An 11817-nucleotide genomic window follows, 5' to 3' on the forward strand; every position below is an offset into this window, starting at 1 on the left:
TTGACATATTTTTCAAACTTCCCAGCATAAGGCAGTTTCTTTGGCTGATAGGTAGAGAATGTACAATCATATTTTAAGAAGTTTCATACTTCTGCTGTTTTTTTCGTTTTTCCACGGGGTTCTCGGTCAGGAACGTCAACCCCGTACCGACCTTCCGTTCGAGATCTCTGAAAAAAAGAGACTGAGCGAGCGGGATTTTAAGAATAAAAAAGAAGGGGGGTACTTTACTGGTCTTCCTCTCATCAACTCTGACCCGAATGTGGGAGTTGGTTATGGGGCGCGTGTGCTCTATTTTTACAACGGGGCAAAAACCTCCCCCATGTTTGAATACACACCATATCGTGTCAGGGTCTTTGCTCAGTATTTTAATACGACCAAAAGAGCTCCTTACCACCAATTGAGTATCGATGCTCCTTATATTTTTGATACGAAATGGAGACTTCGAGCGGATTTGGTTTATGAACGAAATCCAAACTCTCTTTTCTTTGGAATCGGATCCGATACGCTCCAACCTCTTTCTTATTTAGAAAGGAACGACCCGAACGGTCAAATCCGACGGAATGCTCCGTTTTCCGATTATGAAGACAACTTGAACTATCGTCGTCAAGGAGATGCGGGGATTGGAGAAGCACCGATCGTTAGTGATCATAGATACAATCGTTACGATATTGAAAACCCCAACTTTAGCACTTCCGGTGAGTATTCCTTCTTCGGTGGAACACTTCGTACGGTGACAGGGATTCGTCTTTCAAAACAAATCATTCGTACTTATGACGGAAAGTATAACAACGCACAACTAGGTCCGGCTGACGGTATTTTAGGTTTACTTGATGTAGACCGTACTTTTGGAACTCCGCAAGGAGAAACAAAATTAACTCGCGAAGATAAAGATGGAAAAATTCGTGGACTTAACGGAGGTTACACGAATACGGTTCGGGCGGGTATTGTGTTTGATACACGTGACTTTGAACCGGATCCAAACCGCGGGGTATTTTTGGAATACACTCACGAACGTTCCACAAAGGCAATTGGTTCAACTTATGATTTTAATAAAAACTTGGTATCTGGTCGTATCTTCTTAAGTCCGGTGCAGTGGTTTACTAGCAAACCACCTGAGATTTTGGAAAAGTTTGTTCTTGCGGCTCGTGGAACCATGATACAAACGAATGGAGATGCTCCCTTTTATGAATATCGCAACATGTGGGGAACGGAAACCAACCAATCTGGTCTTGGTGGACGAACTACCATTCGTGGTTACAAACAAGACCGTTTTGTCGGCCAAACCATGGCATTTGCAAACTTTGAAATTCGTTGGAAGTTTGCTGAAGCAGAGTTCGGTGGACAACACTTTGACTTTCAACTAGTTCCGTTCTATGATGTAGGAAGAGTTTGGGATCGGACAGAAGATGCTAACTTAAAAAACTACAAACACTCTCGAGGGATTGGTCTTAGAATTCCTTGGAACCAAGCAACGGTTATTTATTTTGATCATGCAATTTCGAATGAAGACAGACAAACATTCATTAACTTTAATCATATATTTTAGGAGGGCAGAGCTTATGAAAAAAATTCAATATTGTTTCTCTCTTTTGGTCTTATCTTTTTTCATGAACTGTGAAATGAAACCTGTAGAGGATATCTACGGTCTAAGCCCGGAAGAAACTAACCAATTAGTTGCAGGGATTCTTGCAAACCAAGGTCTTCGAGACAATGGGAACGGAACTGTTACCGATACTGTTTCCAATTTAATTTGGCAAAAATGTACACATGGGCAAGTGTATCGGGCAGGGTTTAATGATTGTTTAGGGGCACCTCAAGGTTCCATCTTCAATCCTTATGACTCAGCTCGTGCGGGTGCTGTACAAGTTGCTTATTGTGATTCCAAAACACATGCTTGTAACTCCATCGCTTTCCCACAAGTGCTCCAAGGATTTTCATCCATTGCCATTGCGGGTGTGAGTGAGTTGTATGGCGCATGTCAGAATAATCATTTCTTAGGTGCAACTTGGCGAGTTCCTACTGTGATTGAATACCAAAGATTGGTGGTTCCAGGTCGGGCAGCAACACTCCAATTTTTTCCTTCCACACAGGAAGATGATTATTGGACAGCTTGGTCGAACAACGAGGACCTCCCTGGGGAAACAGCTCATGCCATTTCCTTTGATAGGCAATCCTATGGTGTCCAAAAGTTCATTGTTAAAACACAAAGGAATTTTGTCCGTTGTGTGCGCACGGGCCCATAACCTAGCAGGTTTGACCCCATTTCACCGGCTCTCCTGATTTTTCAGGAGAGTTTTTGCTTTTCAAAAATCCAATTTCCTACTAATATTTTCTCATAATAAACCGAAGTACCCATTAGGTGGTGAGGTTTCCATGAGAATTGACGAGTCCCCATTCAGTCGTATGAATGTAGATCTTTCGAAAGATCGCCGGGTGAACTATGTCGGGCATGGAAAACTAGAAAGTTCCCCTGAATCTCTTTCGGCCCTCCATGTGATATCCCATGAACTTGGGCATGCCGCTGAATTCAAAAATGAAGCCTTTCGCGAAGGACGTGATGTCCAGTCGGTTCAAGTCAAAATCAACTATGAACTTCGTGATGGTCGAATGGTGGCGGTGAGTGGAGAGACCCATGCAGTCACTCGTCCCAAATCAAATTCTGAGGAAGATCCTTTTTTTAGCCCATATTCTGATGGAAAGTCGATCAAAGATCTTTTCCAATTGAAAGAGGAAGAAGATAAAAAACCTAATTCGAAAGAGAAAACCAAATTAAATCCAAAAGAGATCATGCAGAAATCTCATGAGAAAGATTTGGAATCCAAAATTAAAGAACTCGAAACACGTTTAGAATCTGAGAAAACAAAAAAATCATCTTCCGATGTACATTCTGCAGAACGTTTGAAAGAAATTGAATCGGAAAAAAAACGATTGGAAGAAGAAGTAAGACTCATTCGGGTGAAAGAACAATTGAAAGAAACTTTTGCACTCCTTACGGACTTTCGTAAAATGATGACTTCTAATTTATTTGGAATGATGAGTATTCAAACTGAATCGAATTCCGGTACTTATTTAGACACCTTTGTTTGACGGAATCAAATTCTCTACAATAAACTCGCGTAACTCACCAACACCCCTACCTGTTGTCGCTGAAAGATAAAAGACTCGAAACGGAATTCCAATTTCGTTCATTGCTGTTTCCATCTCTGTACGTACGCGATGTTGTTCACTTTGGTTCAGTTTATCGATTTTAGTTCGGATCACAACCGGTTTGATTTTTTTTTCCATAGCGACTTCTATTGTGGAAAGTTCTTCTTCTGGAAATTCTCTTTGAGAGTCACAAAGGATGAAAAGAATTTTTAAATTTTTCCATGTATTTAAAAAACCTTCTAAAAGTTTCATCATATCTTTGTGTTCTTTATGAGATGCTTTTGAATAACCAAACCCAGGTAAGTCGATTAAGTTAAATCCTTCTTTGGTTCTAAAAATATTGATGAGTTTTGTTTTTCCTGGCGTTTTTGAAACTTTGGCAAGTCCTCTATGGTTAGAGAGTGCATTTAATAAACTCGATTTTCCTGAATTGGATCTTCCCATAAAGGCAATGGATTGAACGGAATCTAATTCTTCTTTTTCACTCAAATGTGCAATCGATGTGAAAAATTTAGTTTCCGGAAAGGGAATTTCTTTGGAATACTTATGCATCTAGTTCACCTTTCCAGATAGATTCGTTTGGGATAATTCTTTTCGCTTTTTGAAAATAAAGAAAACAAAATTTGAATGGGTTCTCCTTCAAAATAAAGGATAGGAATATAGGTTCTAAGGAAAAACGGAATGCCATTTTCTCGCATACACTCAGAAATTTCCTTATTTCCCGAACGGATTTGGATTTTTTGACCGTGGTGCCAAGATCCAAGATCGTATTTTTTCTGTGGATCGGAAAGTTTGAACCTGTTTTGGTTCCATTCGATATATAAATTATCTCCTTCTCGATAAGAGGCCGCTTTTTTAAAAGCTGGAGATTTTTTATCGATGATGAATAGATCACCAAACTTTGATTTGTATAAAAAACAGTTTTTGTTTTCTAAAAATGCTCTTTCCCCTTCAGATTGGAGATGAAAATTGTCAAATCCCGATTTGTACAAAGGATAATGACCCAGTAATTTTAAATGGAAGTCAATCAGGTCTTTTTTAGCTGATAAGTTTAGGCTTATCCATGTTTCGTGAGGGATACGAAATAAATGGGGGACTTGTTTGGGAATATTTATTTTTTTTAAATCAAATTGTAAATTGAGTTGGGAACGATCATGGAAATTCCAATATGTTTTATGAAAGTTCCAATTTTCTTTTTCCAAAATCGGGAGTAAATCCATTCGAAGCCGATTACGTTTGTAAACAGGGTCTTTATTGGACTCGTCTTCAAAGATTTTCATATGATTGGATACATATGAATAAAGAGACTCCAATTCTTTATCTTCCAAAAAAACGAGAGGTAAAAATCTTTCTCCGTCATAGGGAGGAAGAGTATAAAATGCTTTTTTTCCACCACCTCTTGTTAGGTGTAGAAATATAGATTCAGTATAGTCTTTACAATGGTGACCAGTAAGGATAATGGCGGGAATTCTATCGGTAATTTTTTTGAGTTCGTGGTAACGAACCAGTCTTCCTGTTTCTTCTAATCCCTTTTTTAGTTTGAGAGCCAGTTTTGGGATTTTTTTTTTACAAAATAAAAGGGAAACCCAGTGGATTCTAAAAAATGGAAAATGTCTTTTTCTTCTGTTTCAATCGAACGGATTCCGTGGGACAAATAGAATAGAGAAGGAGTTTGAATTTGATATTTGTCTTTTAGATATTTAAAAAACAAAACCAAGATAGAGGAGTCCTTTCCTCCCGAATAGGAGATGAGAAACTGAGTTTTGTTTTCTGCCCAGAGTTCAGGCAGTTTGTTCCCCATACGGCTAAGGGCCAGATCAAATAGTTTTGTGATTGGAGCGGGAATTTCCGTAATCATATCTTCCTTACTGCCACCATAGTGATATCATCGTGTTGTTCCTGTTCTTTGACAAATTCTTTTAGTTCGGAATAGATCCGTTCGAGAATGTTTTTTGGTTCTAACGTGATCCAGGAAAGAAAACTCGATTTGAGTTGAGGCTCTCCGAACTGCGTTCCTTCAGAGTTTCTTGCTTCTGTCACTCCATCGGTGTACAACAAAATAGTATCACCGGAATCAAATCGCAATTTGGATTCATTACGAAATGCCGAAATATCCGGTTGGATTCCAAGGATCACTCCTTCTGTTTCGATCATAGTGAGCGCTTTCGATTCTGCTTGGTGATGGTAAAAATTTCCATGACCAGCACCAGAGTATTGCACCTCTCCTGTAATCAGGTTCCATCTGAGTAAAATCATACTCATAAATCTGGGAGTGATTGCTTCTTTATAACTGGAATAAAGATAATTGTTGATATCGTTTAGGATCTCCCAAGGAGAATCTTTAACACGAACAAGGGAATGGAGGATGGTTCTAACGGTCGCCATTACAAGACCTGCCGCAACTCCTTTACCGCTGACATCTCCAATACAAATAAACAACTCGTTTCTGTTAGGTGAGAGGATGAAGTCATAATAATCTCCGCCAATTCCGCGGGCCGGAACCATAAACCCACCAAAAGAAAATCCTTCGGCTTCGGGAGCTTTTCTAGGTAAAAGAGTACTTTGGATTTCTTTTGCAATTTCAATTTCTTTTTCCAATCTTTCTTTATTCGAAAGGTTTTGGTATAAATTGGAATTTTCCATAGTGATTCTAGCTAAAGAAACAAAAGCATTTAATGCTTCGATTTCATCCTGCGGAAATCGATTCTCTTGTTTGGTAAGAATAAAAACGCAATTAGTTCCGTTTTCTAAAGTAAGCGGAAAAATCATAGATTCTTTACCTTCAATCCCGATATTCACAAAACTAGTGTTTGTGATTGGATCAATGGTTATCGTTTCTTTGGTTTCTAATATAGAATGAATTTTTTCTACATCGATAATTTCTGTTTCTGTATGAATTTGGTAATTTTCTAAATCACGATAGAGTTTAAATATTTTTGCTTTGGAAGATTCTAAAGTCCTTTCAATGAGACAGGTTAATGAAGATTCCACTATCCCTGATAGTGTCAAAAGAATCATACGTATCATTTCGTCATGATTGTTTAAATAAAGTTGGCTTAGAGTTAGGGCTGCAGTATGTAAACTTTGAAAGTTTTTAGACTGGTTTTCCGATTTAGAAAATAAAAGAGAGTTTCTGAGGGAAACGGCAAATTGACCGACTACAAGTTGTAAAATTTCTTGGTCTTCGATGAAGTCTGAGTAGTCTTCTTCTTCATAGTCAATGGTCACCATTCCGACAGCAGTGTTTGCATAAAGAATCGGAATGACTAGTTGCGATTTAGTTCCAGTGAGTTTTGAATAAAATTCGTAGAAAGGATGTTTCTGTTCAGAAAACTTATAAAAACAAGGTTCCCCTTTTGCCATAGCTTCAATCAAAACCCCATAACTTAGATCATAATCCAATGTGATTCGTTTGATGGCTCTCTGTAAGGTCTTTTGGCGGCTCGAATAGTATGCTAATTTAATTTCACCTAACTCTAAATTGGTGATGAACACGGCAACTTTATCTCGTTTCAAACGCGAAGATATGAGTTCGGTAAACCTTTGCATCAAATCTTCCAATTCCATGGCAGAGTTGAATAAGGATAGGTTATCTAATAGAAATTCTGTTTTCTCCTTAGAGCTAAGGATGTTTTTCCCGATTCTTGGAATTTTCCGTTTTTCGAGAATCCACTCCCGGTCACAGGTTTGGCAGAAAAAACGCCCATTCTTCGTGATCCCGTTCGGAAGTTGTGGTTCGGCACAGAGCAAACAGATTCGGTCGTCAGTGAGCTCTCGTTTCATCCTAAACCAGGTTATTCGATTTCTTTTTTCATAAGCTACAAGAATTTCCTTAATATCCGAGAAACCTGGTACGATTCATGCTTAATCTATAAGCAAAAGTTGTTTTTTCTGCAGAAATCGGAAGGATGTCGGCAAATATGATTAAAAAATGGTTTATTTGTTCATTAAATAAGCATAGTGTTTTGGTCACCAGCAGTGTCTTTCTGTATTCTTTCGAGGCAGAGCGTAATACTAAAGAGCAAGAACCATGAGCGTGAAAAAATTCAATCCCATCCAATCCATCCACGAAGTCGCAACGGCTATGAACTCCACCCAAGACCCGGACGGGCTTCTTGAACTCATTTTGGATCGTTGCATCCAAATCTGCGGAGTGGAGTCGGGATCCTTAATGCTCATCGATGAAAAACACGGAGTTTTGGATGCAGTTACCTCTCGGGGGATGAACCAACAATTACTTCGTGAAACCAAACTGAAAATTGGGCAGGGGATTACGGGTGTGGCTGCTTCTACGGGAAAAGCAAAACTCGTAAATGATGTTTCTAAAGACCCAGATTACATTCAGGTAAAAGAAGAAATTAAATCAGAGTTAGTTGCTCCGATGATTGTAGAAGATGATATCATTGGTGTGATCTCACTAGACTCAAATCGTCTCAATGCATTTACGGCAGAGATGTTAGAAATTGTGAGTGTTCTTGCTCACCAAGCAGGGCAAATTTTTAAAAACTTACAAACCATTCGCAGTTTAGAACAAAGGACAAAAATCCAAGCAACACTCATTGAAATTTCTAAAGTGGTTAGTTCTACATTAGATCAAAATGAAGTTTTTGACTCGATTATGGTCACTATGGAAAAATCCCTTCGATTGGAGAAGGGAAGTATTGTTTTGTTTAATAAAGAAGAAGGATTACTTCGTATTGTTGCGGCCTCTGGATTATCACCTGAAGAAATTGATAAAGGAAGTTACCAACCAGGGGAAGGTATTACTGGTAAGGTATATGAATCTGGCGAACCTATCATCATTGAATCTGTTGCGAGCCATCCCGATTTTTTAAATCGTGTTGGGTATTTGTCTCATTTTAAACATGATCCACATAACGTAAGTTTACTTTGTGCACCTATTCTTAGTGAACAAACAATGCTCGGCGTTGTGAATGCATTTATTGTTCAAAACAAACATACAGATCTAAAATCTTTTTTGGACTTTTTGCAGGTAGTTGCCTCTATTATTTCTCAATCGATCAAAATTCAAAATTTAGTAGAAGAAGCCAAAAAAGAAATTTCTCGTGAGAACATTCAACTCAAAAGAGAATTAAAGAATAAATATAAGTTTGGGTCACTGATCGGAAAAGCAGCGAGTATGGAAAAGATGTTTGAAAAGATCCAACTGGTTGCAGATTCCAGAGCTTCTGTTTTGATTACCGGAGAATCGGGGACAGGAAAAGAGATGATTGCCAATGCCATTCATTATAATAGTTCACGTTCCGAAAACCCGTTTATCAAAATCAATTGTGCAGCCATTCCTGAGAACCTACTCGAAAGTGAACTTTTTGGTCATAAAAAAGGATCTTTTACTGGAGCCGTTACAGATAAAAAAGGAAAGTTTGAGTTAGCAGATACAGGAACCATTTTTTTAGATGAAATCGGCGAAATGGATTTGAATCTACAATCGAAATTACTTCGTGTTTTGCAAGAACGAGAAATTGAAGCCATTGGTTCTACGAAGGCTAAAAAAGTAGATGTTCGTATCATTGCTGCTACCAATGCCGAATTAGAACAACTTGTTTCTGAGAAAAAGTTTAGAGCGGATCTTTTTTACAGATTGAATGTAGTAAAGATCAATACTCCTGCATTACGTGATCGTGTGGAAGATATTCCACTTCTAATGAATCACTTTTTGGAAAAATATACTAAAGACAATAATAAAGTAATCAAAGGGATTTCTCGAGAAGCATCCAAACTTTTATTAAAATATCGTTGGCCAGGTAACGTTCGTGAGTTGGAAAATGTGATCGAAAGAGCTGTGGTTCTTGCTCAAGATGAAGTTCTTAGTGAAGACGATTTTTCTGATATTCTTTCTAGTTTAGAGGATTTACCTGAACATACTGCAGAAGTAACTCAATTAAATCACGTTGAAACAGTATCAGGAACTGAACCTTTAGATTTGGGATCGGGTCGATTGACACCCGGGCAATTAGATGGCCTTGATGGTCGTGCTATGGAAATTGTTGTCAGCGAAGTAGAATCGCGACTCATTCAGTATGCAATGAAAAAGTTCCGTTATACAAAAACTCGGGTGGCAAAATTTTTAGGAATCAACCGAAACACTTTAGATAAAAAAATCAAAGAACTTAATATCGAATATTAAGTTCTAACTTAGTTGGTTGGCTCAGGAAAATGATTTAAATGGGAAATTGGCCCTGTTTGGATTTCGTCTTCTAGTGTTAGGTGGAGATACTCTTTGGCGGAACCAATAGCCTCTGGTAGATTTTTTCCGTGAGCTAGAAAGGCGGTAATGGCAGCGGAGTAGGTGCAACCGGTTCCGTGTGTATTTTTTCCTTTTAAAAACGGTTTTGAATATAGATAAGAGGATTTACCATCGAATAATACATCGGTAGCTTCCGTTGCATTTGGTAGATGGCCTCCTTTTAGAAGGACGGGAATTTTGTACTTTTGAAACAACTTCTCTGCCATCGGAACAAGTTGGTCATATTCGTGAATTTTTTCGCCGAGGAGAAGGGACGCCTCATCTAAGTTAGGTGTGACTAGTTTTGCTAGTGGCAAAAGATCCTTGGTTAAAGACTCAATTGCATCATCTTTTAAAAGTTTAGCGCCGCTAGTAGCAACCATGACTGGATCTACCACCAATTGAATGTCTGGGTTTTCGTAAAAAAATTCGGCAACGGATTCTATGATATTTGCAGAATACAACATTCCGGTTTTTGCCGCTTTGACAGGAAAGTATCCAACAACTGCTTTTAATTGTGCCGCAACAAAGTCTGGTGAAATTTCAAAAATGTCGCTGACCCCATCTGGGTTTTGAGCGGTTAAACAAGTGAAGGCTGTGGTTCCAAAGGTAGCAAGTGAGGAAAAGGTTTTGAGATCTGCTTGGACACCGGCACCACCTCCGGAATCCGATCCCGCAACGGTTAAGGTAATGGGGAAATCTTTTTGCATATTATGGAAACCATCCGTACTTGTCAAAATTTAAGGTATCATTGTTTAAATCAAAGGAAACACCTTCTGATTGCAGGATTTTTTTTTGTAAGGAAGCTCGGAAACCATCCCCTCGAAAGGAAATTTGCCCTTTTGCATTGATTACTCGTTGCCAAGGGACTTTTTGTTCCATTTCTTTTTTGAGAGCATTCAAAGCATATCCAACGGCCCGTGCGGCTCTAGGACTTCCTAGAAGTAATGCGATATGCCCATAGGTCGTTACCTTTCCTTTGGGAATTTTTTTTACAACTGCGTAAACAGAATCGTAAAAATTCGTACTTTTAGTTTTAGCTGTGTCCATTGAATTTGGATTTATATCCTAATTATTTAAATCTTTTGTAAATTCCTTTTTAAAAGTTATCGGCGAAATGAAAATCTCAGAATACGCAAAACATTTGTTACTTGCTCCAAATTTGGAAGATAAACTTTTACCTCCTAGTCGTCCTTGGGATGAGGAAACAGATTTTACACCCTTACGCATCGAAACTCCGGGCCGCTCTACTAAACTCCAGTTCTCTGATAAAAAAGTAAAAATTCCGCGTTTAGAACATCTAGGTTTAGTATCCAATAGAGGACTAAGCCTCCATCATTTTGCCAATCATGAACTGATGGCAATTGAATTGTTTGCATGGGCTCTTTTAGCTTTTCCTTCTGCACCAAAATCAGTGCGGAATGGATTTCTAAAAACAATCGAAGAAGAACAAACACATCTAAAACTGTATTTACATCGAATGAGAGAGTTCGGCGTTGATTTTGGTGACCTTCCATTGAATTATATTTTTTGGAAACAACTCGGCCAATTTGGAAGTTTGGAATCATTTGCTGCAGTGATGTCGGTTTCCTTTGAGGGGGCGAATTTAGATTATGCTCAAGTATATGCTCAAGTTTTTTCTTACTTCGGTGACAAAGAAACATCGGATCTCATGATCACGATTTTTGAAGATGAAATCAAACATGTAAAAAGAGGACTTCGTGCCTTCGAACACTCTGTCCCGGAAAACAAAAATCAATGGGAACATTATCTTTCTCTCATTAAATTCCCATTCACTCCGAGGAGGGCGAAGGGTTATCTTTATCTTCCTGAAACAAGATCCCTTGCGGGTATGAATCCAGAGTTCATTCAGTCCCTTGGTCGTTATGAAGATGAGTATACGGGTCGTGTGAACTTGGAATCCGTAAAAAAATTCGGACTGGGAGAGACCATACTTCGAAAAAACAGACTTGATTCTCCATTGCGAAGTCCTTAGAATTCCTAACGGACGGTGACTATGAAATTGAGAATGATGTTGAGTTTATTATTGTTTTTCTCTGCACTCGGAATTGTACTGAATGCGGAAAAAAAAGCTAATTCTTCTGTTGAAATGAACCTTCATGATTTTATGGAGGACTTTACCAAACCGGCAACTAAGTTGTACGACAAAAAAGACAATGCAGACTATCTCAATAAAATCTTAGAAAAAGTTCCTGATATGGCACCGGATGATCAAAAAGCAGAATGGAAAGAAATCATAGATGCTAAATTGGCCGTGGGAAAACCAGATGAAACATGTAAGTCTTGCCATACAAAATTTAAGAAAGAATACAAAGCTAAGTATAGAAAAAAACTAATCCCGATCCCAGAAGACCTTCTTGGGTTTCCTAAAGAAATCAAAGAGTTGTTAAAGAAGTAAACTG

The 11817-nt window shown here is 38.4% G+C and carries 12 protein-coding genes; 6 read left to right on the forward strand and 6 right to left on the reverse strand.

Annotated elements, in window-relative coordinates; translation table 11 throughout:
* Nucleotides 1–58: 58 nt before the first annotated feature.
* The 3 genes from omp85 to EHQ49_RS04505 all read left to right on the forward strand — a co-directional run bounded on the left by omp85 (nucleotide 59) and on the right by EHQ49_RS04505 (nucleotide 3087).
* A complete protein-coding gene (gene omp85, locus EHQ49_RS04495) occupies nucleotides 59–1546 on the forward strand; it encodes an Omp85 family outer membrane protein (protein ID WP_135576751.1) in 1488 nt (495 codons plus the stop codon).
* Between the two features lie 13 nt (nucleotides 1547–1559).
* The gene (lsa25, locus tag EHQ49_RS04500; protein ID WP_135576753.1) at nucleotides 1560–2243 is read left to right on the forward strand and encodes a surface adhesin Lsa25; all 684 of its coding nucleotides are present in this window, start codon (nucleotides 1560–1562) and stop codon (nucleotides 2241–2243) included.
* A gap of 130 nt (nucleotides 2244–2373) precedes the next feature.
* Nucleotides 2374–3087, forward strand: a complete 714-nt coding sequence (locus tag EHQ49_RS04505; RefSeq protein ID WP_135576755.1) for a hypothetical protein — start codon at nucleotides 2374–2376, stop codon at nucleotides 3085–3087.
* On the opposite strand, the gene yihA is transcribed toward EHQ49_RS04505, so the two are convergent.
* The 4 genes from yihA to EHQ49_RS04525 are packed head-to-tail and all read right to left on the reverse strand — an operon-like array spanning nucleotide 3070 to nucleotide 6930.
* Nucleotides 3070–3699, reverse strand: coding sequence for a ribosome biogenesis GTP-binding protein YihA/YsxC (gene yihA, locus EHQ49_RS04510; RefSeq protein WP_135576757.1), 630 nt, complete (start codon nucleotides 3697–3699; stop codon nucleotides 3070–3072). The two genes, EHQ49_RS04505 and yihA, sit on opposite strands and share 18 nt — an antisense overlap.
* A 5-nt stretch (nucleotides 3700–3704) precedes the next feature.
* Nucleotides 3705–4742 carry a tRNA lysidine(34) synthetase gene (locus tag EHQ49_RS04515; RefSeq protein ID WP_341867069.1) on the reverse strand — a complete coding sequence of 346 codons (1038 nt, stop codon included), beginning with the start codon at nucleotides 4740–4742 and terminating at the stop codon, nucleotides 3705–3707.
* The gene (locus EHQ49_RS18825; RefSeq protein WP_135576761.1) at nucleotides 4682–5005 is read right to left on the reverse strand and encodes a tRNA lysidine(34) synthetase; all 324 of its coding nucleotides are present in this window, start codon (nucleotides 5003–5005) and stop codon (nucleotides 4682–4684) included. Before EHQ49_RS18825 ends, EHQ49_RS04515 begins: the two co-directional genes overlap by 61 nt.
* Nucleotides 5002–6930: a GAF domain-containing SpoIIE family protein phosphatase gene (locus EHQ49_RS04525; protein ID WP_135576763.1), complete on the reverse strand. Its 1929-nt coding sequence runs from the start codon at nucleotides 6928–6930 to the stop codon at nucleotides 5002–5004. The genes EHQ49_RS18825 and EHQ49_RS04525 overlap by 4 nt, the downstream gene beginning before the upstream one ends.
* A gap of 247 nt (nucleotides 6931–7177) precedes the next feature.
* Here EHQ49_RS04525 and EHQ49_RS04530 point away from each other — a divergent pair, with 247 nt between their 5' ends.
* Complete coding sequence (locus tag EHQ49_RS04530; protein WP_425269824.1) at nucleotides 7178–9295, forward strand: sigma-54-dependent Fis family transcriptional regulator; 2118 nt, start codon at nucleotides 7178–7180, stop codon at nucleotides 9293–9295.
* An 8-nt stretch (nucleotides 9296–9303) separates the two neighbouring features.
* On the opposite strand, the gene thiD is transcribed toward EHQ49_RS04530, so the two are convergent.
* Both thiD and EHQ49_RS04540 read right to left on the reverse strand, forming a co-directional pair.
* Nucleotides 9304–10104, reverse strand: coding sequence for a bifunctional hydroxymethylpyrimidine kinase/phosphomethylpyrimidine kinase (gene thiD, locus EHQ49_RS04535; RefSeq protein WP_135576765.1), 801 nt, complete (start codon nucleotides 10102–10104; stop codon nucleotides 9304–9306).
* Between the two features lies 1 nt (nucleotide 10105).
* Complete coding sequence (locus EHQ49_RS04540; RefSeq protein WP_135576767.1) at nucleotides 10106–10444, reverse strand: MGMT family protein; 339 nt, start codon at nucleotides 10442–10444, stop codon at nucleotides 10106–10108.
* 67 nt (nucleotides 10445–10511) lie between these two features.
* On the opposite strand from EHQ49_RS04540, the gene EHQ49_RS04545 reads away from it, so the two are divergent.
* Both EHQ49_RS04545 and EHQ49_RS04550 read left to right on the forward strand, forming a co-directional pair.
* On the forward strand, nucleotides 10512–11390 hold the full coding sequence (locus EHQ49_RS04545; protein ID WP_135576769.1) for a DUF455 family protein: 879 nt from the start codon (nucleotides 10512–10514) through the stop codon (nucleotides 11388–11390).
* Between the two features lie 21 nt (nucleotides 11391–11411).
* Entirely contained in the window at nucleotides 11412–11813 is a 402-nt protein-coding gene (locus tag EHQ49_RS04550; RefSeq protein WP_135576771.1) for a hypothetical protein, read from the forward strand.
* Nucleotides 11814–11817 lie beyond the last annotated feature (4 nt).

It is taken from the genome of Leptospira perdikensis, from assembly GCF_004769575.1.
In the GTDB taxonomy this organism is placed as follows: Bacteria; Spirochaetota; Leptospiria; order Leptospirales; family Leptospiraceae; genus Leptospira_A; species Leptospira_A perdikensis.